Source organism: Prauserella shujinwangii (assembly GCF_003001955.1).
Lineage (GTDB): Bacteria > Actinomycetota > Actinomycetes > Mycobacteriales > Pseudonocardiaceae > Qaidamihabitans > Qaidamihabitans shujinwangii.
Genome location: NZ_PVNH01000005.1, coordinates 290350 through 315660 on the forward strand (window position 1 = coordinate 290350; position 25311 = coordinate 315660).

Annotated in this window: 26 protein-coding genes and 2 tRNA genes; 18 read left to right on the forward strand and 10 right to left on the reverse strand. The window is 68.5% G+C overall.

Annotated features, from left to right (window positions below; genetic code table 11):
• Positions 1–84 precede the first annotated feature (84 nt).
• The 6 genes from rsmG to rpmH form a co-directional block, all read right to left on the reverse strand.
• Positions 85–792 carry a 16S rRNA (guanine(527)-N(7))-methyltransferase RsmG gene (gene rsmG, locus B0I33_RS14100; protein ID WP_245900671.1) on the reverse strand — a complete coding sequence of 236 codons (708 nt, stop codon included), beginning with the start codon at positions 790–792 and terminating at the stop codon, positions 85–87.
• 216 nt (positions 793–1008) lie between these two features.
• The gene (locus B0I33_RS14105; protein ID WP_106179202.1) at positions 1009–1566 is read right to left on the reverse strand and encodes a Jag family protein; all 558 of its coding nucleotides are present in this window, start codon (positions 1564–1566) and stop codon (positions 1009–1011) included.
• 29 nt (positions 1567–1595) lie between these two features.
• The gene (yidC, locus tag B0I33_RS14110) at positions 1596–2741 is read right to left on the reverse strand and encodes a membrane protein insertase YidC (protein ID WP_106179203.1); all 1146 of its coding nucleotides are present in this window, start codon (positions 2739–2741) and stop codon (positions 1596–1598) included.
• 4 nt (positions 2742–2745) lie between these two features.
• On the reverse strand, positions 2746–3060 hold the full coding sequence (gene yidD, locus B0I33_RS14115; RefSeq protein ID WP_106179204.1) for a membrane protein insertion efficiency factor YidD: 315 nt from the start codon (positions 3058–3060) through the stop codon (positions 2746–2748).
• A gap of 7 nt (positions 3061–3067) precedes the next feature.
• Positions 3068–3487, reverse strand: a complete 420-nt coding sequence (gene rnpA, locus B0I33_RS14120; RefSeq protein ID WP_106179205.1) for a ribonuclease P protein component — start codon at positions 3485–3487, stop codon at positions 3068–3070.
• 25 nt (positions 3488–3512) lie between these two features.
• Positions 3513–3656: a 50S ribosomal protein L34 gene (gene rpmH / locus B0I33_RS14125; protein ID WP_083841012.1), complete on the reverse strand. Its 144-nt coding sequence runs from the start codon at positions 3654–3656 to the stop codon at positions 3513–3515.
• A gap of 581 nt (positions 3657–4237) precedes the next feature.
• Between rpmH and dnaA the strand changes: the two genes are divergently transcribed.
• Positions 4238–5923 carry a chromosomal replication initiator protein DnaA gene (dnaA, locus tag B0I33_RS14130; protein ID WP_106179206.1) on the forward strand — a complete coding sequence of 562 codons (1686 nt, stop codon included), beginning with the start codon at positions 4238–4240 and terminating at the stop codon, positions 5921–5923.
• Here dnaA and B0I33_RS14135 read toward each other — a convergent pair.
• Positions 5901–6818: a LysR family transcriptional regulator gene (locus tag B0I33_RS14135; RefSeq protein WP_106179207.1), complete on the reverse strand. Its 918-nt coding sequence runs from the start codon at positions 6816–6818 to the stop codon at positions 5901–5903. The genes dnaA and B0I33_RS14135 overlap by 23 nt on opposite strands.
• Before the next feature lie 74 nt (positions 6819–6892).
• On the opposite strand from B0I33_RS14135, the gene B0I33_RS14140 reads away from it, so the two are divergent.
• The 13 genes from B0I33_RS14140 (at position 6893) to B0I33_RS14200 (ending at position 20572) form a co-directional block, all read left to right on the forward strand.
• Positions 6893–7729, forward strand: a complete 837-nt coding sequence (locus tag B0I33_RS14140) for an EamA family transporter (protein WP_106179208.1) — start codon at positions 6893–6895, stop codon at positions 7727–7729.
• A gap of 580 nt (positions 7730–8309) precedes the next feature.
• A complete protein-coding gene (gene dnaN / locus B0I33_RS14145) occupies positions 8310–9443 on the forward strand; it encodes a DNA polymerase III subunit beta (protein WP_106179209.1) in 1134 nt (377 codons plus the stop codon).
• Complete coding sequence (gene gnd / locus B0I33_RS14150; RefSeq protein ID WP_281259412.1) at positions 9440–10375, forward strand: phosphogluconate dehydrogenase (NAD(+)-dependent, decarboxylating); 936 nt, start codon at positions 9440–9442, stop codon at positions 10373–10375. The genes dnaN and gnd overlap by 4 nt, the downstream gene beginning before the upstream one ends.
• A 13-nt stretch (positions 10376–10388) precedes the next feature.
• Entirely contained in the window at positions 10389–11549 is a 1161-nt protein-coding gene (gene recF, locus B0I33_RS14155) for a DNA replication/repair protein RecF (RefSeq protein WP_106179211.1), read from the forward strand.
• A 169-nt stretch (positions 11550–11718) separates the two neighbouring features.
• Positions 11719–12363 (forward strand): DciA family protein, encoded by a 645-nt coding sequence (locus B0I33_RS14160; protein ID WP_106179435.1) that lies wholly within the window; start codon positions 11719–11721, stop codon positions 12361–12363.
• A 173-nt stretch (positions 12364–12536) separates the two neighbouring features.
• Positions 12537–14507 (forward strand): DNA topoisomerase (ATP-hydrolyzing) subunit B, encoded by a 1971-nt coding sequence (gene gyrB, locus B0I33_RS14165; RefSeq protein WP_106179212.1) that lies wholly within the window; start codon positions 12537–12539, stop codon positions 14505–14507.
• A 61-nt stretch (positions 14508–14568) separates the two neighbouring features.
• Positions 14569–17112: a DNA gyrase subunit A gene (gyrA, locus tag B0I33_RS14170; RefSeq protein ID WP_106179213.1), complete on the forward strand. Its 2544-nt coding sequence runs from the start codon at positions 14569–14571 to the stop codon at positions 17110–17112.
• Positions 17113–17118: 6 nt separating this feature from the next.
• Positions 17119–17853 (forward strand): DUF3566 domain-containing protein, encoded by a 735-nt coding sequence (locus B0I33_RS14175; protein ID WP_106179214.1) that lies wholly within the window; start codon positions 17119–17121, stop codon positions 17851–17853.
• A gap of 49 nt (positions 17854–17902) precedes the next feature.
• A tRNA-Ile gene (locus tag B0I33_RS14180) sits at positions 17903–17976 on the forward strand.
• Between the two features lie 162 nt (positions 17977–18138).
• Positions 18139–18549, forward strand: a complete 411-nt coding sequence (locus B0I33_RS14185; protein ID WP_106179215.1) for a RidA family protein — start codon at positions 18139–18141, stop codon at positions 18547–18549.
• Positions 18550–18652: 103 nt separating this feature from the next.
• Positions 18653–19813, forward strand: coding sequence for an AAA family ATPase (locus B0I33_RS14190; protein ID WP_106179216.1), 1161 nt, complete (start codon positions 18653–18655; stop codon positions 19811–19813).
• A gap of 64 nt (positions 19814–19877) precedes the next feature.
• Positions 19878–20285 (forward strand): hypothetical protein, encoded by a 408-nt coding sequence (locus B0I33_RS14195; RefSeq protein WP_106179217.1) that lies wholly within the window; start codon positions 19878–19880, stop codon positions 20283–20285.
• Entirely contained in the window at positions 20282–20572 is a 291-nt protein-coding gene (locus tag B0I33_RS14200) for a YrhK family protein (protein WP_106179218.1), read from the forward strand. Before B0I33_RS14195 ends, B0I33_RS14200 begins: the two co-directional genes overlap by 4 nt.
• Positions 20573–20657: 85 nt before the next feature.
• Here B0I33_RS14200 and B0I33_RS14205 read toward each other — a convergent pair whose 3' ends face one another.
• The gene (locus B0I33_RS14205; protein WP_106179219.1) at positions 20658–20891 is read right to left on the reverse strand and encodes a CsbD family protein; all 234 of its coding nucleotides are present in this window, start codon (positions 20889–20891) and stop codon (positions 20658–20660) included.
• A 129-nt stretch (positions 20892–21020) separates the two neighbouring features.
• Between B0I33_RS14205 and B0I33_RS14210 the strand changes: the two genes are divergently transcribed.
• The 4 genes from B0I33_RS14210 (at position 21021) to B0I33_RS29650 (ending at position 23388) form a co-directional block, all read left to right on the forward strand.
• On the forward strand, positions 21021–21203 hold the full coding sequence (locus B0I33_RS14210; RefSeq protein WP_106179220.1) for a DLW-39 family protein: 183 nt from the start codon (positions 21021–21023) through the stop codon (positions 21201–21203).
• A gap of 31 nt (positions 21204–21234) precedes the next feature.
• Positions 21235–21307, forward strand: a tRNA-Ala gene (locus B0I33_RS14215).
• An 87-nt stretch (positions 21308–21394) separates the two neighbouring features.
• A complete protein-coding gene (locus B0I33_RS14220; RefSeq protein WP_106179221.1) occupies positions 21395–22732 on the forward strand; it encodes a site-specific integrase in 1338 nt (445 codons plus the stop codon).
• Positions 22733–22842: 110 nt separating this feature from the next.
• The gene (locus B0I33_RS29650; RefSeq protein ID WP_146147496.1) at positions 22843–23388 is read left to right on the forward strand and encodes a hypothetical protein; all 546 of its coding nucleotides are present in this window, start codon (positions 22843–22845) and stop codon (positions 23386–23388) included.
• Between the two features lie 264 nt (positions 23389–23652).
• Here the strand turns inward: B0I33_RS29650 and B0I33_RS14225 are convergent, their stop codons facing one another.
• Complete coding sequence (locus B0I33_RS14225; RefSeq protein ID WP_106179222.1) at positions 23653–24327, reverse strand: HAD family hydrolase; 675 nt, start codon at positions 24325–24327, stop codon at positions 23653–23655.
• Positions 24324–25163 carry a GntR family transcriptional regulator gene (locus B0I33_RS14230; RefSeq protein WP_106179223.1) on the reverse strand — a complete coding sequence of 280 codons (840 nt, stop codon included), beginning with the start codon at positions 25161–25163 and terminating at the stop codon, positions 24324–24326. The genes B0I33_RS14225 and B0I33_RS14230 overlap by 4 nt, the downstream gene beginning before the upstream one ends.
• Positions 25164–25311: the final 148 nt, after the last annotated feature.

Here is a 25311-nt window from a genome sequence, read left to right on the forward strand (position 1 = left end):
CGGACCGCGGCACGCTCGCGGCTGCTCGGTTTCACGTGGAACATGGGCCACTCCGTACTGGTCGTCATTCACTCGCCAATCCTTTCACCTCGACCGCGTACGAGTACTCCGCGATCTCCGCGGCCGCGCACGCTCCGGCCTCCGCGGCTGCACACGCTCGATCACCACCACCGTGCTGGGCGTCTCCAGCACCCCGGCACCGCAGCTCTCGACCGACGGCTCACCACCGCCTGCCCGCAGTACCGCGTTCCGGTCCCGGTCCACCTCCTCCGCGGCGGTCGCCCCCTTCAGCGCCAGCACCACACCGGACGGACGGACGAGCGGAAGGCACCAGGAGGCGAGCCGGGCGAGGGGAGCGACGGCCCGGGCCGTGACCACATCCGCGGTACCAAGCTGTTCCCGGATCCGCTTCTCCTCGGCGCGGCCGCGCACGATGGTCAGAGACAACTCCAGCGTGTCGGCCACCTCGGTCAGCCAGTCCACCCGGCGCGCCATCGGCTCCAGGAGCACGATATCGAGGTCCGGTCGGGCGATCGCGAGGGGCACGCCGGGGAAGCCGGCGCCAGACCCCACATCGATGACCCGTGTTTCACGTGGAACACGCTCACCCAGCACCGCGGAGTTCAGCACGTGCCGCTCCCACAACCGGTCCAGCTCCCGCGGGCCGATCAGCCCGCGCTCGACCCCGTGCCTGCGGAGCAGATCGACGAACCGCTCGGCGCGGTCCACCCGCTCACCGAACACTCGCGCCGCCGCCTCCGGCGTGGTCGGCCTGAGCCCGTCAACACCCACTGCACACTCCTCGAGGGTCGCCGTTTCACGTGAAACCGGCTGCCTTCCCATTGTCTCCGACCGGCACGAGAAGCCGGTGCGACAGTCCGGAAGTGTGGACAAGTCCACTGCGTTCGGGCTCCACCCATCCCGCGTTTCACGTGAAACCGGGGCGCAGACAAGAAAGCGGCCCACCGGACGAGCCGGTGGGCCGCTGTCGACTTGTCGTCGCGTAGCTCAGGCCGGAAGCACCACCACGCGGCGCTTGGGCTCCTCGCCCTCGCTCTCACTGGTGGCACCCTGCACGGAGGCCACCGCATCGTGCACGACCTTGCGCTCGAACGGGCTCATCGGCTGCAGCCGTACTGGCTCACCCGACGACACCACGGACTCGGCCGTGCTCCGCCCCAGCTCGCTCAGCTCCTCACGACGCGCCGCACGCCATCCCGCGATGTCGAGCATCAGGCGGCTGCGTGTACCCGTCTCCTGCTGCACGGCCAGCCGGGTCAGCTCCTGCAGCGCCTCCAGGACATTTCCCCTCGGGCCGACGAGCTTCTCGAGGTCGTCGCCGCCGTCGATGCTCACCACCGCTCGCCCGGCCTCGACGTCCAGGTCGATGTCCCCGTCGTAGTCCAGGATGTCCAGCAGGCGCTCGAGGTAGTCACCCGCGATGTCGCCCTCCTGCACCAGCAGGTCGTCATCGGCCTCCGGCGCCTCCCGCTCGCTCTCGGACGTGGTGCCGTCCTGAGCCTTCTCGTCCTCGTCGGCGCCGATCACCTCGACCGTCTCCGCCATGTCGATTCTCCTCTCCAGCCCCGATCGCGTCAGCGTCGCTTGCGCCCTTGCGCCTTCTTGCCCTGGCTCGCGGGTCGCTGCTGGTTCCCGCCGTTCTTCGCCCAGGCACCGCCCCTGACGCTGCTACCGCCCTTCGGGGACTTGCCGTTCTTGGTGGACTGGCCGTTGCCGGTGGCAGCCTTGTCGGCGCTCGTGTCAGCACCCTTGTCGGCGCTCTTGTCGGCGCCCTGCTCGGTGCCACTCTTGCCGCTCTTGCCGCCGCCCTTCTGCCCGGAGGACTTCGGCTGCTGGGCCGGCTTCTGCCCCGGCTTCGGCTTCTGCCCGACCTGGGGCTTCTGCCCCGGCTTGGGAGCGAGGTTGCTGCGCTTCTCGACGACCTCGGCCTTCTTGGCCTCTTCTTCCTTGTCGATCTTCGTGTAGACGAGGCGCTGCTGCATGAGCGTCCACGCGTTGTTCGCGAGCCAGTAGAGCAGCAGACCGATCGGGAAGAAGGCACCGAACACGAGCACACCGGCGGGGAAGATCCAGAGGGTCAGCCGGTTCATGATCGCGGTCTGCTGCGTCGCCGAGGCCGGGTTCTGCCTCGCGACCGAGTGACGCGCGGTGAAGTGGGTCGCGACGCTCGCGACGACCATCAGCGGCAGGGCCACCGGGACGACGCTCCACTGCCAGCCCGTCTCCGCGATGTCCGGGCCGCCCATCATCGACACGTGGTTGATCGCGTCACCGAGGTTGACGCCGAAGATCTTCGCGTCGACGTACGAGCGGACGCCCTCGGCGTCGAAGAAGTAGTTGCTCTCCTTGCCCGGGTAGAAGTTCCGGAGCACCCAGTTCAGACCGATGAAGACGGGGATCTGCAGGAGCAGCGGCAGGCAGCTGCCGAGGGGATTGACGCCGTGCTCGCGCTGGAGCTTCTGCATCTCCTGCGCCTGGCGCTGCCGGTCGTTCGCGTACTTCTTCTGGATCTTCTTGATCTCCGGCGCGAAGTCCTGCATCTTCTTCATCGACCGGACCTGGTTCACGAACGGCTTGAACATGATGCCGCGGACCGTGAAGGTCAGGAAGACGATCGCGAGGATCCAGGAAATCGCGTTGTCGTCGCCGAAGACGAACCCGAATACCTTGTGCCAGCACCACAGGATGAACGACACAGGGTAGTAGATGAAGTCGAGCACTGAGCTACTCCTCGGTAGACATACCAGGACTGTGGTGCCGGAAGCTGAACTTCTCCGGCACGGGGTCGCGCCCCGGCGGGGTCCACGGACCGCACCGCAGCAGGCGGCGCACGGCCAGGTACGAGCCGCGGGCGGCGCCGTGGCGCGTCAGCGCCTCGGCCGCGTACGCGCTGCAGCTCGGATAGAACCGGCACATCGGGGGCAGGTACTGGGAGATACTGCGATAGAGGCGGATGGGGAGCAGCAGAACCCACGCCACCGGCGTAGGCCGGGTACGGCCCTCCGCCCGTCGGGTCTCGGCGGCCTCGTCGCCGGCCATTCGCGCTTCACTCACACCGCTGGTCCATCGTCGTGGCCGCGTCCCGGCGATGCCGGGGTCCGGCCGGTTCGCCCGCCCGGTCGGCGGGCAACAGGTTCAACCGCCGCAGCGCGGCATCGAGATCCGAGCCGAGCTCAGCACTCGTCGCGGTGGCGGCGGGGGGCAGGGCCCGTACGACCAACGCACTACCCTCCGGCAAGGTTCCGAGACGGTCCGCGACAAGGTGCCGCAGCCGTCTGGTGACCCGGTGGCGGACGACGGAGTTGCCGACCGCCTTGCTCACCACGAACCCCGCCCGGGTGCGCTCGCCCGGCCGGGGGCCAGGTAGTGCGTGCAGCACAAGGCGGCGGCGCCCGGCTCGGACGCCGCCGCGCAGGACGGCACGGAACTCCTCACTCCGCCGCAGGCGAGCGTTGGCCGGAAGCACGCAACGCCTCGCAGGTCGGCGGAGCTCAGGCGGACAGCCGCTGCCGGCCCTTGCGTCGACGGGCCGCCAGGATGGCGCGGCCTGCCCTCGTGCGCATCCGCAGCCGGAACCCGTGGGTCCGCGCGCGTCGGCGGTTGTTCGGCTGGAAGGTGCGCTTGCCCTTGCTCACGGCTCAGTTCTCCCGGTCTCGATCCCATGCACGACTTGCGCCTGCCTGGGCGTGTCGCGCTCACAACACGTCTGCATCTGGTGTCTCCTACCGACCTGGGCGCTCCGCCTCGGCACGCCGGGCGAGTGAACATGGGCACGCGAAACGGGCCCGCTGTCAGCGGCAGACCTTACGAGGGTACGCACCCGCCCCGGTGACACCGAAACCGGCCCCTTGCGTAGCGCTGCGCGATCAGCCGGGACGCCGCCGTGAGCAGCGCGCCGAGCATCGGATGGCACACGCTCCGCGACCGTGAAATGCTTGCCCCGAACGATGCCTTGTGACAACTCGCGGGGCTTGTTAGCGTGCCCCTTCTCGGCGTACCGGGTAGAGGGGCTCGGTACCGCCGCTGGAGATGTGGGAGGCTCCGGCCGGACGTACCTTTGAACCCGCGGGTGGAGTGCCGTGGGTCCGCCGTACATTAGTGCACAGTTGTGGACAACTATGTGGATACCTGCTGCGCGGGGCCACGGAACCTGCTATGACGGCTTCCCGGAGCCGCCGGACAGGTGCGGTCGACGAGGGGAGGGGAGCGGAGCAGGGTGTCTGAGCACCAGCTGAACCTGACAGTGGTCTGGGAGCAGGTCGTTCGAGAGCTCGCCGACGGAACCCTCTCCCCGCAGCAGCGCGCCTGGATGCGCGTCACGAGGCCGATCGGGCTGCTGGACGGCACCGCACTGCTCGCCGCGCCGAGCGACTTCGCGAAGGAGGCGATCGAGCGCGCGCTGCGCGAGCCGATAACAGAGGCTCTCTCCCGCAGGCTCGGCCGCGACGTCTCGCTCGCGGTCAAGGTGGACACCGCGGACAGCGCCCCCGCCCCCACACCACCCACCCGGTACCAGAGCTCACCCGGGCGTGCCGAGGGCGGCAACGGAGCGCGCACGGACGCGCCGCCCCTGCCGTCGGCCGAGGACACCATCGTCATTCCCGCCATCCGGCAGCCGAGAGCGGACTCCGCCGAGCTGCCGCCGCCCCAGCACGCGCAGCACCCGCCGCCCGCACAGCGTCCGCACCACGCGCAGCACCCCCAGCACCAGGCTCCGCCGAAGCCGCTCGAGCAGTCCGACGACGGGGAGGAGGAGGTCGACGAGGAGGGTGACGCCCTCGCGGCGGTCCACGAGATCTGGCCCACCTTCTCCGGCCAGCCGATCGCGGGCCAGCCGTACACCGCGCCGGCCCAGCCGCAGACCTCCAAGACGCGGCTGAACGAGAAGTACACGTTCGACACGTTCGTCATCGGCGCGTCCAACCGGTTCGCCCACGCGGCCGCCGTCGCGGTGGCCGAGGCACCGTCGCGCGCGTACAACCCGTTGTTCATCTGGGGTGAGTCCGGGCTGGGCAAGACCCACCTGCTGCACGCCGTCGGTCACTACGCCCAGCGGCTGTTCCCCGGCATGCGCGTGCGGTACGTGTCGACCGAGGAGTTCACCAACGACTTCATCAACTCGCTGCGCGACGACCGCAAGGTCGCGTTCCAGCGGCGGTACCGGGACATCGACATCCTGCTCGTCGACGACATCCAGTTCCTCGAAGGCAAGGAAGGAACCCAGGAGGAGTTCTTCCACACCTTCAACACGCTGCACAACGCCAACAAGCAGATCGTCGTGTCGTCCGACCGGCCACCGAAGCGGCTGGAGACGCTGGAGGACCGGCTGCGCACACGGTTCGAGTGGGGTCTGATCACCGACATCCAGCCGCCGGAGCTGGAGACCCGCATCGCGATCCTGCGGAAGAAGGCGGCCCAGGACCGGCTCGCCGTGCCCGGCGACGTACTGGAGTTCATCGCCGCGCGCATCGAGGCCAACATCCGGGAGCTGGAAGGCGCGCTGATCCGCGTCACCGCGTTCGCGTCGCTGAACCAGCAGCCGGTGGACGTCGGACTCGCCGAGATCGTGTTGCGGGACCTCATTCCCGACTCGCAGGCACCGGAGATCAGCGCCTCCACGATCATGGGCGTCACGGCGGAGTTCTTCGACGTCACGATGGACGATCTGTGCGGGCCGGGGAAGACGAAGGCGCTCGCCACCGCCCGGCAGATCGCGATGTACCTCTGCCGCGAGCTCACGGACATGTCGCTGCCGAGGATCGGGCAGACGTTCGGCGGCCGCGACCACACCACGGTGATGCACGCGGACAAGAAGATCCGCAAGGAGATGGCCGAGCGGCGCCGTATCTACGACCAGGTGCAGGAACTGACGTCGCGGATCAAGCAGCGCGCACGGCAGTAGCGGCCGCGTCCCGCAGCGCGGCCAGTCCCGCGGCGATCGCGGGAGCGGTGGCGCTTCCCGTGCGCACGCACGTGACGAACCGTCGCGACGGCCGTGGCTGCCCGTGCAACGGCACCCGAACGACCGCGTGCCGTTCCGGGAGCGGCACGAGTCTCGGCAGCAGGCACACCCCCGCTCCCTCCGCCACGAGCGCGGAGACGGCGAACCATTCCTTGACGTGGTGGGAGATTCGTGGCGTGAATCCCGCCGCCGCGCACGCGGTGAGCAGCAGCGGGTAGGTGTCGTTGTGCGGTGGTTTCACGATCCACCACTCACCCGCGGCGTCGGCAAGCCGGACCTCGGCGGCGCCGGCGAGCGGATGCCCTTCGGGGACAAGGAGATCCTGCGGATCGTCGAGCAGCGGGGCCCGATCGAACCGAGGGTCCCCCTCCGGAGGGGCCTCGGAAGTCGGGAGCACGACGGCGATGTCGCAGTCCTCGGACTGCAGCAGCCCGTAGCAGTCGCCGCTCTCCTCCTCCCTGATGTGCGCGTCCAGCCGCGGGTACGTCCGCCGCAACCGGGTCACGGCGGGGGCGATCAGGGCGGCGATCGCCGACGAGACCCCGCATATCCCGAGCCTGCCCGCGGGGGAGCCGCCGTGCTCGGCCAGCTCCGCCCGTGCGCGTTCCCATTGCTCGTACAGGTTTTCGGTGTGTTCCAGCAGGGCGAGTGCGGCCGGCGTGAGGCGGACCCGCCTGCCGTCCCGGCGCAGGAGCTCGACTCCGAGGTCCCGGCTCAGTGTCTTCAGCTGCTGGGAGACCGCGGACGGGGTCAGGTGCAGCACCTCGGCCGTCGCCGTGATCGTTTCCCGCTCGGCGAGCACCCGAAGCACCTGGAGCCTGCGTAGGTCGATCATTAAGCCGAGCCTAAAGGGATCCGTGCGAAAACGTGAGCTGGAACGCGAAGGTTTGTCTACCGAGACTCGAAAACGTGGCTCCCTGGGCACTCGTACTCGGCAGCGTCGTCAGCGTTCAGGTCGGACAGGCCGCCGGAAAGCAGCTCGCCGGACAGGCGGGCGCGTTCGGTGTCGCCGCGCTCCGGCTGGCCCTGGCCGCGATCGTGCTCACCGCCGTGCACCGGCCCCGGCTGCCCCGCCACCGGGCCGAGTGGCTGACGGTTGCCGGGCTGGGCGGTGCGATCGCGGGCATGAACCTGATCTATCCCGCACTGAGCCGGCTTCCGCTGGGAGTCGCGGCGACGTTGCAGTTGCTCGGTCCCGTCACGCTGTCTCTGCTCTCCGCACGCCGGATCCTCGACGTCGTGCCCGCCCTGCTCGCCGGAGTCGGGATCTGGTCCTTCCACGGCACCGCGGGAGCGGAGCCGCTCGGCACCGTGCTCGCACTGACGTCCGGTGCGGCGATGGCGATGTACCTCGTGCTGAGCAGGCGCGCGGGCAGCACCGATACCACCCCCGCGCCGCTCGCCCTCGCGGTCGCCGTCGCGGCCTCTGTCCACATGCCACTGGGGATCGCCACCGCGGGCACCGCGTTGTTACGTCCTGAAGTGCTCGCCCTCGCGGCGTTCGTCGCGGTGCTTTCCGCGATCGTTCCGTACTCATTGGACTTTGCCGCGCTGCGCCGGCTTCCCCCACGTGTCGTCGGCGTGCTGGAAAGTCTCGAACCGGCCGTCGCCGGGCTCGCGGGAGCGGCTCTGCTCGCCGAGTTCCTCCCGCCGCGGCAGTGGTTCGCGATCGGCTGTGTCTGTGCCGCGAGCGCGATCGCGGTCCGTTCAGGGGGCCAGGGAGGCCCGGAACCAGGCCGCCACTGAGGTGTCCCCATCACTCACCCGGGGCGATCCGGATCACTTTTTCGGCGGGTTTCGGCGGTGCAGAACCTGGGCACAGATCAGCCCACAACTGGGGACAGCGGTGTGGACAGCTGTGGACGTTTGTGGATGGGTTGCGGACGGCTCGAAACGGTCCACCGACGGCGTCAGCTGTCCACCGGAACACCACCACGGCTGTCCACACCGCGCCGCGCCGTCGGACCAGCATCGACGACGGCTGTCCACACAACCCACAGCCCTTACTACTGTTCCTGAACTACTTCTTCTTCTTAGGAGAACAAGAGAAAAACAACCGGGCCGCGAAGTTGGGGACACCTGGCCGCCTGTGGTCGATATATCGACAAATCAGGGTCCGGGCCGAGGTGACGGCGTGGCCGGTCACGCTCTAACGTGGGTGTCCACACCCGGTTCGTGCGGCCGAGGTGCGCATCCTCCGGAAGCGCCCCGAGGTCGGGCGGGCCCACACAGCCACGACTCCGATCGCCCCTGGTCACGGCCATGGGCCGGGGTGGTTTGTCGATCTTTCGAGCCGAATCGGCTCGGCTGTCGAAAGGATGGGCGCATGAAAATCCGCGTCGAGCGCGACGGGCTTGCGGACGCCGTCGCCTGGGTGGCTCGCAGCCTGCCGTCCCGACCGCCGGTCCCGGTGCTCGGCGGCGTCCTGCTCGACGCCGGCGGCGACGGGGGGTCCGATGCGCTGACCGTGTCCGGGTTCGACTACGAGGTCTCCGCGACCGTCGGCGTCCCCGCCACGATCGCCGACGGCGGCCGCACGCTCGTGTCCGGCAGGCTGCTCGCCGACATCACCAAGGCGCTGCCCGCACAGCCGGTGGAGATCGCCGTCGACGGCGCCCGCGCGTCCATCACGTGCGGAAACGCCCGGTTCAGCCTGCCGACCATGCCGGTCGAGGACTACCCGCAGCTCCCCGCCCAGCCGGAGCTCGCCGGTGAGGTGGCAGGCGACGCGTTCGCCCAGGCGGTTTCGCAGGTGGCGGTGGCCGCGGGCAAGGACGACACGCTGCCGATGCTCACCGGCATGCGACTCGAGATCACGGGCAGCACCCTGACCCTCGTCGCGACCGACCGGTTCCGTCTCGCCATGCGCGAGTTCAGCTGGCAGCCCGCCGAGGGGCTGACCGACGCCGCCGTGCTGGTGCCCGCACGGACGCTCGCCGACGCGGCCAAGTCGCTCGGCTCCGCGGGCACGACCGTGCAGGTCGGGCTGGCAGGCGGGGACGGCCTGCTCGGGCTCGCCGGGGCGGGCAAGTACACGACCACCCGGCTGCTGGACGCCGAGTTCCCGCCGTACCGCCAGTTGCTGCCCGCCCAGCACACCTCCCGTGCGGTGCTCGACGTGTCCGCGCTGGCCGACGCGATCAAGCGCGTGTCGCTGGTCGCCGAGCGGGGTACCCAGGTACGGCTCGAGTTCACCGAAGGCTCGCTGCGGCTCTCCGCCGGCGGCGACGACGAGGGCAGCGCCGAAGAGGAGCTGCCGGTGGACTACGAGGGTGAGCCGGTGACCATCGCCTTCAACCCGGGATACCTCGTCGACGGTCTCGGCGCGCTGCACGCCGACCGCGCCGAGCTGACGTTCACCACGCCCAACCGGCCCGCGCTGATCAAGCCCGCGGACGAGAACGGCGAGGTTGTGCCCGGCTATCTCTACCTGCTCATGCCGGTCCGGTTGCCCGGCTGACCGGACCGGCGCGGCGACACAAGCACTGGAGGGGACTTTCCATGGTTCAGCTCGGACTCGTCGGCCTCGGCCGGATGGGGTTCAACATGCGGGAGCGGCTGCGCGCGGCCGGGCACGAGGTGGTCGGATACGACCAGAACCCCGAGGTGAGCGACGTCGGGTCGGTTCGGGAGCTGGTGTCCGCGCTCGCCGCCCCGCGGATGATCTGGGTGATGGTGCCCGCGGGCGAGCCGACCAGGCAGACCATCGCCGAGCTCGCGGACCTGCTCACCGACGGTGACCTGGTCATCGACGGCGGTAACTCGAAGTTCACCGACGACAAGCGGCACGCGGAACTGCTGGCCGCCAAGGGCATCGGGTTCCTCGACGCCGGGGTCTCCGGCGGGGTGTGGGGCAAGGAGAACGGCTACGGGCTGATGGTCGGCGGCGCTCAGACCGACGTCGAGCGCGCGATGCCGATCTTCGACGCGCTGCGCCCCGAGGGTCCGCGCGCGGAGGGCTTCGCCCACGCGGGCTCGGTGGGCGCCGGTCACTACGCGAAGATGGTGCACAACGGCATCGAGTACGGCCTGATGCAGGCCTACGCCGAGGGCTTCGAGCTGCTGGAGGCGGCCAAGGTCGTCGAGGACGTGCCCGCCGTGATCAAGGCGTGGCAGCGGGGCACGGTCGTCCGTTCCTGGCTGCTCGAACTGCTGGTGCGTGCCCTGGACGAGGACCCTGAGCTGGACGACCTGGAGGGGTACGTCGAGGACTCCGGCGAGGGCAGGTGGACCCTGGAGGAGGCCATCAACAACGCGGTGCCCGCACCCGTGATCTCGGCGGCCCTGTTCGCGCGGTTCGCCTCGCGTCAGCAGGACTCGGCCGCCATGCGCGCGGTGGCGGCGCTGCGCAACCAGTTCGGCGGGCACGCCGTCAAGAAGGTAGCCGAGTAACCACGGGGGCCGCGTGTACGTGCGTCACCTCCAGGTGACCGACTTCCGTTCGTGGGAGCACGTCGACCTGCCCCTGGAGCCGGGCCCCACCGTGCTGGTCGGGCCGAACGGCCGCGGCAAGACGAACCTGCTGGAGGCCATCGGGTACGTCGCCACCCTCGGTTCGCATCGCGTGTCCACCGACGCGCCGCTGGTCCGGCACGGTCGCGGGCGGGCGCTGGTCCGCCTCGCCGTGGTCAACGAGGGGCGCGAGCTGACGGTCGAGCTGGAGATCACTCCGGGCAAGGCCAACCGCGCCCGAGTCAACCGGGGTGCCGTCGGCAGGCCGAGGGACGTGCTCGGGATCCTGCGCACCGTGCTGTTCTCGCCCGAGGACCTGGCGCTGGTGCGGGGTGATCCCGGCGAGCGCAGGCGGTTCCTGGACGACCTGCTGGTCCAGCGGGCGCCGAGGTTCGCGGGGGTGCGCGGCGACTACGAGAAGGTGTTGCGCCAGCGCAACGCGCTGCTCAAGACCGCGGGCAAGAAGCGGTCGGGCAGCCGGGACGACCCGTACGCGCTGTCCACGCTCGACGTGTGGGACAACCACCTGGCCACCGCCGGTGCGCAGCTGCTCGCGGCGCGGCTCAACCTGGTGGCGGACCTCGCCCCGCACGCCTCCGCCGCGTACGCGGGGGTCGCCCCGGACTCGCGGCCGACACGGGTCGAGTACCGGTCGAGCCTGGGCGGGGCCCTGCCCGAGGGATACGGGCGGCCCGGCGGGGAACGGGCCGAGCCGGAGAAACTCGCGCAGATCCTGCTCGACGCGCTCGGCGAGTCGCGCGCGACAGAGCTGGAGCGCGGGGTGAGCATGGTGGGACCACACCGCGACGATCTCGACCTGGTGCTCGGGGAGGCTCCGGCGAAGGGCTACGCCAGCCACGGTGAGTCGTGGTCGTTCGCGCTCGCGCTGCGGCTCGGATCGTATGAGCTGCTGCGGGCGGAGTCCGGTGGCGAACCGGTGCTGCTGCTCGACGACGTGTTCGCGGAGCTGGACCGGCGGCGCCGGGCGCGGCTGGCGGAGGTGGCGGCGAGTGCCGAACAGGTGCTCGTCACCGCTGCCGTGGACGAGGACGTCCCCGGTGAGCTGAAGGGGACCCGTTTCGCGGTCTCGGAGGGTGAGGTCCGACGTGCCTGATCAGAGCGGTGCCGACCGGACTCAGCAACGCCGGGTGACCGGCGCCACACCAGTTGCCCACCGATCTGGGGATAAGTCTGTGGATAGTGTGGATAACACCGTGAGCGCGTTATCGCCGCGGGTAACTGACCGGCCGAATGTGTCGGTCAATAGCCCTCAGGTGGGCGGTATTACGAGTAAGTCCCCCGAACGGGACACCGAGCGTAGCACCGCCGATGGGCCGAACGAGCAGGGGGGTACGGACGGCGATCACACCGATGCGGGCCGCGATCCACAGTCTCCACAGTCTGGGCAGCCCGCACAGGGGCGCGACCTCGCCAGGGCCGCCCTGCAGGCCGCGCGGGAGCGGGCGAACGCGCGGGGCACCGAACCCGGTGTCGTGCGCAGGAAGCGTGGCGGCCTCGGCATTCCCGGGCAGAACCCGCGCAGGCGGCAGTGGTCCGGTCCGGGCTTCGACGAGCGCGACCCGCAGCCGCTCGGCAGGCTCGCCTCCCGGCTGGCCGGGCAGCTCGGCTGGGCGGAGCGGCTGGCGACCGGCCAGGTGTTCGGCCAGTGGGCACGGCTGGTCGGGGACGAGGTGGCCGAACACGCTCAGCCGGTCACGCTGAAGGACGGCGAGCTGACGGTCCGGGCCAGCTCGACGGCCTGGGCCACCCAGCTGCGGTTGCTGCAGCGGCAGCTCCTGGCGAAGATCGCCAAGGGTGTGGGCCACGGTGTGGTGACCCGCATGCGGATCCAGGGACCGACCGCGCCCAGTTGGCGGAAGGGACCCCGCCATGTGTCGGGCCGGGGCCCGCGTGACACTTACGGGTAGAAATGGCGCGACATGCCCGTTCGTGACGCCGGATACGACAGGACCCGTCCGGCTTCGAGTTCGGCGCTCTGTGACCAAATCAGGGGTGTCCTTGGTGCATGTGAGCGCGACTGGCCAAGTAGACTTGTCAGCGGATAGCGTCCCCTTGGACGAGACGAGGAGAAACCAGGCCGGTGGCAGCGAACAAGAACGAATACGGCGCGTCGTCGATCACCGTGCTCGAGGGTCTCGAGGCGGTCCGCAAGCGCCCCGGCATGTACATCGGCTCCACCGGTGAGCGAGGTCTGCACCACCTCATCTGGGAGGTCGTGGACAACTCGGTCGACGAGGCGATGGCCGGCTACGCGAGCAAGGTCGAGGTGACCCTGCTCGCCGACGGTGGCGTCCGGGTCGTCGACGACGGCCGGGGCATCCCGGTCGAGATGCACCCGGTGCACAAGAAGCCGACGCTCGAGATCGTGCTGACCCAGCTGCACGCGGGCGGCAAGTTCGACAGCGAGTCCTACGCCGTCTCCGGCGGCCTGCACGGCGTCGGTGTGTCCGTCGTCAACGCGCTGTCCACCGCGCTCGAGGTCGAGATCCACGTCAACGGGAGGATCTGGACGCAGCGTTACGAGCACTCGGTGCCGCAGGAGCTGATCGATCGGGGCCCCACCGACCGCACGGGCACGTCGGTCACGTTCTGGGCCGACCCGGACATCTTCGAGACCACCCACTACAGCACCGAGACCGTGGCCAGGCGGCTGCAGGAGATGGCGTTCCTCAACAAGGGACTGACCATAGTGCTGCGCGACGAGCGGGTGGCCGACGAGAACGGCGAGAGCGAGGACGCCGCGGGCGAGCGGGCCCAGCTCACCGAGCGCACCTACCACTACCCCGGTGGGCTCGAGGACTTCGTCAAGCACATCAACGGCAGCAAGGACCCGATCCACCCAAGTGTGGTCTCGTTCGAGGCCAAGGGCGAAGGCCTCCAGATCGAGGTGGCGATGCAGTGGAACAACGGCTTCACGCCGTCGGTCTACACGTTCGCCAACACCATCAACACGCACGAGGGGGGTACCCACGAAGAAGGTTTCCGCGCCGCGCTGACCCGCGTGGTCAACAGCTACGCGCGCGACAAGAAACTGTTGAGGGAGAAGGACGCCAACCTCACCGGTGACGACGTGCGCGAGGGCCTTGCCGCCATCGTGTCGATCAAGCTGGCCGAGCCGCAGTTCGAGGGCCAGACCAAGACCAAGCTGGGCAACAGCGAGGCCAAGTCCTTCGTGCAGAGCACCTGCAACGAATGGCTCGCCGACTGGTTCGAGCGCAACCCCGGTGAGGCCAAGACGATCATCAACAAGGCCGTGTCCAGCGCGCAGGCGCGGCTGGCCGCACGCAAGGCGCGCGACCTGGTGCGCCGCAAGGGCGCGCTGGACATCGGCGGGCTGCCGGGCAAGCTGAAGGACTGCCGCTCCACCAATCCGGAGGAGTCGGAGCTCTACATCGTCGAGGGTGACTCGGCAGGTGGGTCGGCCAAGGAGGGAAGGGACTCGCTTTTCCAGGCGATCCTGCCGATCCGCGGCAAGATCATCAACGTCGAGAAGGCGCGGATCGACAGGGTCCTCAAGAACAACGAGGTGCAGTCGCTGATCACCGCGCTCGGTACCGGCATCCACGACGACTTCGACCTGAGCAAGCTGCGGTACCACAAGATCGTTCTCATGGCCGACGCCGATGTGGACGGTCAGCACATCCGGACGCTGCTGCTGACGCTGCTGTTCCGCTTCATGCGGCCGCTGATCGAGAACGGGCACGTCTACCTCGCGCAGCCGCCGCTCTACAAGATCAAGTGGCCGCGCTCGGAGCCCGAGTACGCCTACAACGAACGTGAGCGGGAGGGTCTGCTCAAGGCGGGGGCCGCGGCGGGCAAGAAGCTGCCGAAGGACGAGGGCATCCAGCGGTACAAGGGGCTCGGCGAGATGAACCCGCAGGAGCTGTGGGAGACCACGATGGACCCGGCAAACCGCGTGCTGCTGCAGGTGACCCTCGACGACGCCGCGACCGCGGACGAGCTGTTCACGGTACTGATGGGCGAGGATGTCGAAGCTCGGCGTTCGTTCATCACCCGCAACGCCAAGGGCGTCCGCTTCCTGGACGTGTGATGAGCCCTCTGGCTCAGGGCAAGGGCGCTGACGCCTGGCCGCCGGAAAGGAATTCTCAGACGTGACCGAAACCCTGCCGCCGGACAGCCACGGGCGGGTGCAGCCCGTCGACATCCAGCAGGAGATGCAGAACTCCTACATCGATTACGCGATGAGCGTCATCGTGTCGCGGGCGCTGCCGGATGTCCGCGACGGCCTCAAACCGGTACACCGCCGGGTTCTGTACTCGATGTTCGACTCGGGTTTCCGGCCCGACCGCGGCTACAACAAGTGCTCGCGCGTCGTCGGCGACGTGATGGGCAACTACCACCCGCACGGTGACTCCGCGATCTACGATGCGCTCGTGCGGCTGGCTCAGCCGTGGTCGATGCGGTACCCGCTGATCGACGGGCAGGGCAACTTCGGCTCGCCGGGCAACGACCCGGCCGCCGCGATGCGGTACACCGAGTCCCGCCTGGCTCCGCTGGCCATGGAGATGTTGCGGGACATCGAAGAGGAGACCGTCGACTTCTCCGACAACTACGACGGCCGGACGCAGGAGCCGGACGTCCTGCCGAGCCGCATCCCGAACCTGCTGGTCAACGGCGGCTCCGGCATCGCGGTGGGCATGGCGACCAACATCCCGCCGCACAACCTGCGCGAGGTCGCCGACGGTGTCGTGTGGGCGCTGGACAACCCGGAGGCGGACGACGACGAGCTGCTCGCCGCCCTGCTGCAGCGGATCAAGGGGCCGGACTTCCCGACGAAGGGCCTCATCCTCGGTACCCAGGGGATCGAGGAGGCCTACCGCACCGGCCGCGGTTCGGTGCGGATGCGTGCCGTCGTCGAGGTCGAGGAGGACGCGAAGGGCCGCACCATCCTCGTCGTCACGGAACTGCCCTACCAGGTCAACCCGGACAACCTGGTGGAGAACATCGCGACGCTGGTGCGCGACGGCAAGCTGACCGGCATCGCCGACATCGCGGACGAGTCGAACAGCCGCAGCGGCATGCGGATCGTCGTCACACTGAAGCGCGACGCCGTCGCCAAGGTGGTGCTGAACAACCTCTACAAGCACACCCAGCTGCAGTACAACTTCGGCGTCAACCTGCTCGCGCTGGTCGACGGCGTGCCCAGGACCCTGCGACTCGACCAGATGGTGCGGCACTACGTCAAGCACCAGGTCGAGGTCATCGTCCGGCGCACGCGGTACCGCCTGCGCAAGAAGGAGGAACGCGCCCACATCCTGCGCGGCCTGGTCAAGGCCCTCGACATGCTGGACGACGTGATCGCCCTGATCCGGCGGTCGCCGACGGTCGACGAGGCACGCACGGGCCTGATCGAGCTGCTCGACGTGGACGAGATCCAGGCCACCGCGATCCTCGACATGCAGCTGCGCAGGTTGGCCGCACTGGAGCGGCAGAAGATCGTCGACGAGCTGGCCGAGATCGAGCGGGAGATCGCCGACCTCAAGGACATCCTCGAACGGCCGGAGCGCCAGCGGGCGATCATCCGTGAGGAGCTCACCGAGATCGTCGACAAGCACGGCGACGACCGGCGCACCAGGATCATCCCGTTCGACGGAGACGTCTCCGTCGAGGATCTGATCGCGGTGGAGGACGTCGTCGTCACCATCACGCGCACGGGTTACGCCAAGCGGACGAAGACGGACCTGTACCGGACCCAGAAGCGGGGCGGCAAGGGGGTGCAGGGCGCGACGCTGAAGCAGGACGACATCGTCCAGCACTTCTTCGTGTGCTCGACGCATGACTGGATCCTGTTCTTCACGAACAAGGGCCGCGTGTACCGGGCGAAGGCGTACGACCTGCCCGAGGCCAACCGCAACGCGCGGGGCCAGCACGTGGCCAACCTGCTCGCGTTCCAGCCGGACGAGCAGATCGCGAGCGTCATCCAGATCCGGAACTACGAGGTGGCGCCGTACCTGGTGCTCGCCACCAAGAAGGGGCTGGTCAAGAAGTCCCGGCTGACCGACTTCGACTCGGCGCGCTCCGGTGGGCTGATCGGCATCAACCTGCGCGAGGGCGACGAGCTGGTCGGGGCCGTGCTCGCGGCCGCGGAGGACGACCTGCTGCTGGTGTCGTCCGACGGCCAGTCCATCCGGTTCCACGCCACCGACGAGACGCTGCGGCCGATGGGCCGGGCGACGTCCGGTGTGCTGGGCATGCGGTTCAACGAGGGTGACGAGCTGCTCGGCATCAGCGTGGTCAAGCCGGGCAAGTTCCTGCTGGTCGCGACCGGCGGCGGCTACGCGAAGCGGACGCCGATCGAGGACTACCCGGTGCAGGGTCGCGGCGGCAAGGGCGTGCTCACCATTCAGCACGACCAGAAACGTGGCAGGCTGGTGGGAGCGCTCATCGTCGACGCCGACGACGAGCTGTACGCGATCACCTCGAGCGGTGGGGTCATCCGTACCCCTGCCGACCAGGTCCGCAAGGCGGGCAGGCAGACCAAGGGCGTACGTTTGATGAACCTGGACGAGGGAACCACACTGCTCGCGGTGGCACGCAACGCAGACCGGCCGTCGGACGTCCCAGAAGGGAGCGCCGAGGCGAACGAGACGACAGCGCCCGGCAACGGGAGTGCGGAAGACGTGGATAAGGACTGACCGTTTGTGACTCCACCCGAAAACTCCGAACGGCGAGGCTCCGGCACCACCGAGCAGGGTGACGCCGCGCCGCCGCCCTGGCAGCGCGTGGCCAGGGATGCCGGCACCGACGACGGCAACACCCAGACCGAGGGCTTCGGCGACCGGTGGTCGGCCGGCCAGCTTCCGCACAGCGATGTGGAGCAGCAGCCCGCGAACGGGACCGCCGACACCCACGTGGTGTCCGGTTCGGCGGCCAACCGGCTGTTCGGGCAGGACGCGGAGACCGCGCAGGTCCGGCCGGTTTACGAGGCCGCCCAGCCCGCGCAGCCCGGCCAGCGGCAGGGTGGTGGCAAGAGTCGTCCGGTGAGCGCGCTGCGCCGCCCCGGCCGTGGCCCGCGGCGGGCGAGCCTGCAGGTCAAGCGGTTCGACCCGTGGTCGGTGCTGAAGCTGTCGCTCGTGCTCGGGGTGGCGCTGTTCTTCGTGTGGCTGGTCGCCGTCGGCGTGCTCTACACGGTGCTCGACGGCATGGGTGTGTGGGACAAGCTGAACGGCACCTACACGTCGCTGGTGCAGGGCGACAGCGCCGAGACAGCCTCGGAACCGCTGATCAGTGCGGGCCGGGTGTTCGGCGTCGCGGCCATCGTCGGCGCGATCAACATCGTGCTGATCTCGGCGCTGACCACGGTCGGAGCCTTCATCTACAACGTGTCGGCCGACCTGGCGGGCGGCCTGGAGGTGACCCTGTCGGAGCGGGAGTGACCCGGTTCGTCACGGCCGCGAGGCGTCCTGTAGTCTTTTGTGCGTTCCCGGGCCCATAGCTCAGGCGGTTAGAGCGCTTCGCTGATAACGAAGAGGTCGGAGGTTCAAGTCCTCCTGGGCCCACACCACATCAGGCCCCGTTTCCCTGGTCGGAAACGGGGCCTGACTGATGAGTGGCCTGACTAGGCCTCGCTACGCGGCCCAAACCCAGGGGACTCAGGGGTGTGCCGAGCGAATCTTTGTCAGGATGGCCGTGCTCCACGCCTGATTCGTGAAGGGACGACCATGGCCCGTGGCATCACGTTGATCCGCTCCTCCGCCCTGTCCGACGTCGCCGAGTACGCCTACGCGGCCACGGCACCTGCCCAATCACGACTGATCTTCCTCGCCGGTTCGTGTCCGTTGAACGCGGACGGATCCACGGCAGCGATCGGGGACTACGCGGGCCAGGCGGCGAAAGCCGTCGAGAACATGCGGGTCGTTCTGGCGGAGGCCGGTGCGTCACTCCACGACGTCATCAGCACGAGGGTTCTCGTCGCGTCCACCCGCCAGGAGGACCTGGTGACCGCGTGGGAGGTGGTCCGGGACTCGTTCGGTGACCACGACGTGCCCAGCACCTTGATGGGCGTCACTGTGCTCGGCTATGACGATCAGCTTGTGGAGATCGAAGCCGTCGCCGCCGTGCTCGATTCCTGAGGTGCTGGGCAACGGCACGTATCCCCGGCCCGATTCCGTCGACGGGGAGCCGGGGCCAGTTCCGTTTACGGGCGACTGTCGGTGCCGTCCGTAGCCTGGAGGCGTGATCTCCACGCTCGCTGTCGAGAACTACCGCTCCCTGCGCACGCTCGTCGTCGCTCTGGGCCGGTTGAACGTCGTGACGGGTGCCAACGGGGTGGGCAAGTCGAACCTCTATCGCGCGCTGCGCCTGCTCGCCGACGCGGCACGGGGCGGTGCGGTCGCCGCGCTGGCAAGGGAGGGCGGGCTGCCCTCCGCGCTGTGGGCAGGGCCCGAGAAGGCGGGCCGGGCGCAGCCCACGGTGCGGTCCGGCCCGGTCAGCCTGCGACTCGGTTTCGGCGGTGACGACTTCGGCTACGCGGTGGACTTCGGGTACCCGGTGGCCGACCAGAGCTCGATGTTCATGCTCGATCCCGAGATCAAGTGCGAGGCCGTGTGGAGCGGCCCCGTGCTGCGCCCGGCGGCCGTGCTGTCCGAGCGCACCGGGCCGGTCGTCCGCGTGCGGGACGCCGACGGCGGGTGGCACCAGGCGGCTCACGGCGAGCTGCGGCCCTACGACAGCATGCTGAGTGAACTGGCGGATCCGCAACGCGCACCCGATATTCTGGCGGTGCGTGAGCACATCCGATCGTGGCGGTTCTACGACCACGTGCGGACCGACGCCCAGGCGCCCGCCCGCTGGCCGCAGGTCGGCACCCGCACGCCGGTGCTGTCGTCGGACGGCTCCGACCTCGCCGCCGCGGTGCAGACGATCCGCGAGATCGGTGACCACGAGGCACTCGACCGGGCCGTGGAGTCCGCCTTCCCCGGAAGCAGGCTGGAGGTCGCGAACTACGAGGGCCGGTTCGAGGTGCGGCTGAGGCAGCACGGGTTGCTGCGGCCGCTCGGCGCCGCGGAGCTGTCGGACGGCACCCTGCGCTACCTGCTGTGGGCCGCCGCGCTACTCACCCCCCGGCCGCCGCGCCTGCTCGTGCTCAACGAACCGGAGACGAGCCTGCATCCCGACCTGCTGCCCGCGCTCGCCGAACTGGTCGTCACCGCGAGCACCAGGACCCAGGTCCTCGTGGTGACCCACGCCCGCCCGCTGGCCGACGCGATCACGAAGCAGGCCGAACACACCGGCACCGACCTGCGCACGATCGAGCTGGTCAAGGACGTCGGCGCGACCGAGGTGGAGGACCAGGGCATCCTCGACCGGCCGTCCTGGCACTGGCCGAAGCGCTAGTCCCCGGCGCGGGAGTGGTCGCTGTCGACAAGCCGACCGCACCTGATTGAACTACCGTTGGTTCATGGCTTCGGGTGAGATCGACTTCCTGCTCCAGTCGTTCGTGGAAGCGGTCAACCTGGCGGACGATTTCTCGATCGAGATGACGCTCAGCGTGCCCGGAGGGGTGGTCAGCGGGGAGCTCGTCACGGCACAACGGTGGATGCGCGAGGTCGCGGCCACGCTCGAAACGGGCACCTCGTCGCCGTCCGACCTGATCGCCGACGTCTACCGGGAGCAGGCGGCGATGTACGAGGCGCGGCGTGCCCAGCACAAGGGCTATCTCGAGGGCAAGAAGCCACGGTTCCTCCACCTGCGGGACGCGAGCTGGATGATCGCGCCCGCGCCGCGTGGCCAGGGCGTGTTCTGGCGCGGCCTGCTCGGCGACGTGGGTGGGTGGTCGCTCGGCCGGTTCGCGGCGGTCGCGGCATGAGCCAGGACAGTGAGTCGAAGCCCGTCCAGCTCAAGTTCGGGCACGAGGAACTGGTGATCCGCCAGCGCTACGAGGTCGCCAGCATCGTCAACGATCTGCTGATCGCGGTGTGGTTCGTGATCGGCAGCGTGTTGTTCTTCTCCGAGTCGACGGCCACCGCGGGCACGTGGCTGTTCCTGCTCGGCAGCGTGCAGCTGCTGATCCGCCCGGTCATCCGGCTGCGGCGGAGGGTTCACCTGCGCAGACTCGCCTCCGGTACCCCCACGGAGACGGCTCGCGACTTCTGAGTGATCGAACTTGGTTCCACGTGGAACCGCGAGGACACCGACGGGGACGGACCGAGGCCGCCGGCGTCCTCGCGGCGAAACGCGCCTATTGCTGGCCGCGCTCGCGGATCTCCGCGTTCGTGGCTTCTTGCTCGGCGCGCTTGGCTTCCTCTTCCTTCTCGGCGACACGCTGCTGGGCCTCGGCCTTCTCCTGCTGCGCCTCGCCTTCACGCTGTGTGGAGTCCTGGCCGAAGACGGTGCCCGCGGTCTCCTTGACCCGGCCCTTGATGTCCTCGACCGCTCCCTTGATGCCTTCCTGCTGTTCGTCCCGGTTGCCCACGGACACCCCTCCTTCAGTAGTCCGCTGTCTTCTTGCACTACCCCTGATCGCCACCGTGTAAACGCGGCCCCTGGACAGTGCAGTAGCATCGCGAGTGCAGGGCTCAGTTGTCGTCGAGGAGGGCTTCCCGTGAAGAAGCTGTTGGCGCTCGCGGTCATCGCGGGCGGCGTGTTCTTCGTGATCAAGCGGAACAAGGACGCCAAGGCGGAGGCGGACCTGTGGCGCGAAGCCACGGCTCCGGCCGAGCGTGTGACCTCCCCGAACGGCAGCACGCCTGCCAGGGCGGGCTCGGACGCGGCCCGCAACAACTGAGACCCCCGTGGGCGCCCGGCGCCCATGGCCCGGGGCTGTAGCTCAATTGGTAGAGCGCCGCTTTTGCAAGGCGGAGGTCAGGGGTTCGATTCCCCTCAGCTCCACCCAGCCTGACCAGGCTTTTTAGCCTGAATCTTCTCTTGTGTCTCGGTGTGATGGGACCCACGATGGGTGCGGGTACTCTGTAAGTCGTGGCCAGGCGTCCCCAGCGGCAGGGCCGCGCCAAGGGCACCATCGAGCGGCGCGGCAACTCGCTGCGCGTCAAGGTTTACGCAGGGCTTGACCCGCTGACCGGCAAGCGCATGTACCTGCGCGAGTCGACAACCGACGAGAAGGAAGCCGAGCGCATCCTTACCAAGCTCGTCGCGCAGGTCGACGCCGAGCGCCACGCCAAGACCAACGCGACGCTCAGCGTGGCCATCGACGAGTGGCTGAAGACGCTCGAGGTCGAGGACAGCACGCGCGAGACCTACGAGATGTACGCGCGTCGCTACATCAAACCAGTGCTCGGCGACAAGCCGATCGGAAAGATCACGGCACGAGTCCTTGAGCAGCTCTACGCGGAGCTCCGACGGTGCCGGGCGCGGTGCGACGGTACGCCGTTCGTCGAGCACCGGGTCGAAGGCGAGCACGAGTGTCGGCAGGTGCAGCACCGTCGGCCGCCCGGTAGGCCGCCAGCCGGTGGATACCCGCCGCACGACTGCGAGCAGACCGGCTGCAAGGTCGTCGAGTGCCAGCAGCATGAGTGCAGGCCGTTGGGAAACGCGACGATCTCGAAGCTGCACTTCATGCTCAGCGGCACCTTCTCGGCAGCCAAGCGCTGGGACTGGGTCGAGAGCAACCCCGCCGAGGTGGCACGGAAGCCGCGGCAGCCAGCCCCGCAGCCGACGCCGCCGACGGTCGAAGAAGCCACGAGGATCATCGACGAGGCGTGGAAGCAGGACGAGAGCTGGGGCACGCTCGTGTGGCTGGTCATGGTCACGGGCATGCGCCGCGCTGAGGTACTGGCTCTGCGCTGGACAGACGTCGACCTCGCGAGTGGCTATATCTCCATCCGCCGCAACTACGTTCGCGCCGCTGGTCGCTCTGTCGAGAAGGAGACGAAGACGCACCGGATGCGCCGAGTCTCACTCGACCCGGCAACAGTCGAGGTGCTGCAAGAGCACCGCGCCCGCTACGAGGCCGCGATGCGGCAGCTCGACGTCGAGCCGGTGAAGGACGCGTTCTTGTTCTCGTACGAGCCGATGTGCGACCGCCCGTACGACCCGAGCGGGGTCACGCACCGCTACGCGCGCATGTGCGCCAGCCTGGGTATCGATAGCCATCTGCACGCGCTACGGCACTACTCAGCGACGGAGCTGCTCACCGCCGGCGTCGACCTCCGTACGGTCGCCGGCCGCCTCGGCCATGCTGGCGGCGGCGCGACGACGCTGCGGGTTTATGCGGCGTGGGTCGGCGAGGCCGACCGCCGGGCTGCCGACATTCTCGGTCGCCGCATGCGGCGACCGCCGAGGGGCGGAGGTCAATGATCCAGAGTGGTATAGCTGCTTCTCGCCCGGCCTCGGACACGAATGCACGCTCGTTCAGCGGCGTTTCCCGAACGTGTAATGCACCCGGGGGCACGCGCGAAAGAAGTGGTGTGGAACTGGGCGATATGGCGAGTTGGTCGGCAGCAGGAGTGGCCACCATTGCCGCAGCCGCAGCCGGACTGCAGGCTCGAAGCGCTCGTCGGCAGGTGTCTGCGGCGGAAAGGCAGGCCGATGCCGCCGCCGAGCAGGTAGCGATCATGCGGGACGAGCTGAACGAGCGCGCCGGACCATCCTTCGTTGTTGATGAGGCCATGGACGCTCACCCCCGCGAGCTTGGCTTCTTCGGGTGCAGGGTCACGGTACGGATGACCACGGGGCCACGGCTGCGCTCGATCGTGGTCACTGCACACGGCAGCGAGATTGCCGGTCTCGCCAATCACCATGGCATGTCGGCCCCAAACCCGTACGTCGTGCCTGACGTCCGGCCTGGCGGCACGTTCACCTGCTATTTGGCCTGCGAAGACGGTTACGTGGGCACCGTCGGCAGCCTCGACCTCACGTGCACCGAAGAAGGTGGCGCCCAAGCTCGGACATGGGACCGTGCTGTCGGATTCACGATTGCTCGCGACGCATCACCCAGTCGAAAAGTGTGGTGAACATTGCCGCGGTTCAGTCGTCCAGGCACTGGGTCTCCCTCTGGCTCGAACTGCGCTACGTAGAGGCCCCAGTGCCTTCCAGTCATTAGCTGTGGCCGTCCGTCGGCGAGTAAGTCGAGGCACTCGTCAACGGTCCAGTCCTGACAGGACATCAGACGATGACTCTCGTACACGAGGTGAGGCTACGGGCCGGTAGGTGAAGCAGGAATCACGAGCCGCCGGTGCGCCTGTGTCAAGCTAGGTGCGGGGCCGTGCAGACCCGTGTTACTGCGGAGCGGGCCAGGCCAAAGCAAGTTCGCTCAGCTGATCAGTGACTGCGTCAGCTCCTCGACGCTGCAGGCGCTCACGTTTACCCGGTTTGTTCGCGTATCCAACGACGGAGGTACCGGCAGCGCGAGCGGCGTCGACGTCTGCCTCTGAGTCGCCGATCATCACGCACGTTGCCGACGGCGCGCACAGTGTCTCCATGGCCTGACGCAACAGGAACGGTGCGGGTTTGAGTAGCTCTACGTCGGCAGCTTCACGAGCGTTGACGTAATCGATAAGGCCCGAGAGACCGTGGATGTCGACGTAACGGCGTACAGCCGCCGCTGAGTTGTTGCTGACAATAGCGATGACGTGGCCAGCCGCAACGAGCGATTTGATGGCAGCTTTTGCACCTGCTGTTTCAGGTGCCGTGGTGACTGCATCGAGTTCAAGTTCGCGAAACCGAGACTCGACAGTTTGCGCGGTGGCGGTGTCGATCTTGTTCGCGTAGCGCAGCACGTCGAAGGGATCGTGTGCTGCGGCGACGTCGTCGGGCATGTCCGGGCCGACCAGTTTCTTCAGCTCATCGGCCGCGGCGCGGTCGCTGAGCTCGCCGCCGAACACCGCGCACACCGGGCCGTCGAAGTCGAGCAAGATGTGCTTGTGGCGCGCGACAAGCTCGGCTGGCGTCACGGTTTAAGCTCCCGTGCGACCGTCGTCCACAGGCTCTCGAACCACATGGCCGACTGGTCGACGAACTGTGCACTCATCGACTCGGGTTCGTCGTTGGCGTGGTGGAACAGCACCGCGTCCTTGCCCATGAGGTCCCACATGGGGACCCGCTCACCGTCGAGTTGGACGGCGTGATGCGTCACCGGGTAGTAGCCGAAGAAGGCCTCGGCACCGTTGATGACGTAGAGCTTGAACAGCGGCACGGCCGGGAAGGCGCGGACCTCGGCATGAGCGTCTTCGACGATTCGGAGCTCGCCGAGCTCGTTGATCGCATCAACTATCGCGAAGGTGTGGCGCTTGGAGATGCCGGCCGCACGTTCTCGAAAGGCCGGGCTGTCCCCTAGGTCGTCAACGCGTGCGGGGAGCGTCCACGGAGTCGAGGTGTCAGGAACGAGAAGGCGAACGCGGATCGAGGCTGGACGTAGTCGACCAGCACGGACCTTGTCGATCGGCTCTGTGATGGCGCCGTGCAGAGTCTCACCGGAGAAGCCCGCAAAGTCGACCGACACGTGCGGTTCCTCGAAGGCGCGCTCAAGGTGTGGGCGGAGCCCAACCGGACGCTCGGTGCGCTCCCGCACATAGACGCCGCTGCCCTGCCGGGAAACGACCAGCCCCTCATCACGCAGCAGGCGTATCGCCTGCTGGACAGTCATGCGGGCGACGCCGAACCGCTTTGCGAGGTCAGGCCCCGAAGGAAGCTTCTCACCCGGCTGAAACGACCTGGTCAGGATCGCGGCGCGTAGTGCGTTCGCGACCTGCTGATAGGGCGGCCGAGGGTCGTCGGGGTCGAGCTCCATGCACTCACCTTATATGTCAACCCACTCGCCACGCTAGGCAGCCTAGACAAGCTATTGACATGTCTAGCCATGCTGGGTAACTTCAAACATGGCTAGGCAACCTAGCAAGGCAGTGCAAGGTGGCTCAGCCGGTGGAACTGGCCAAGTG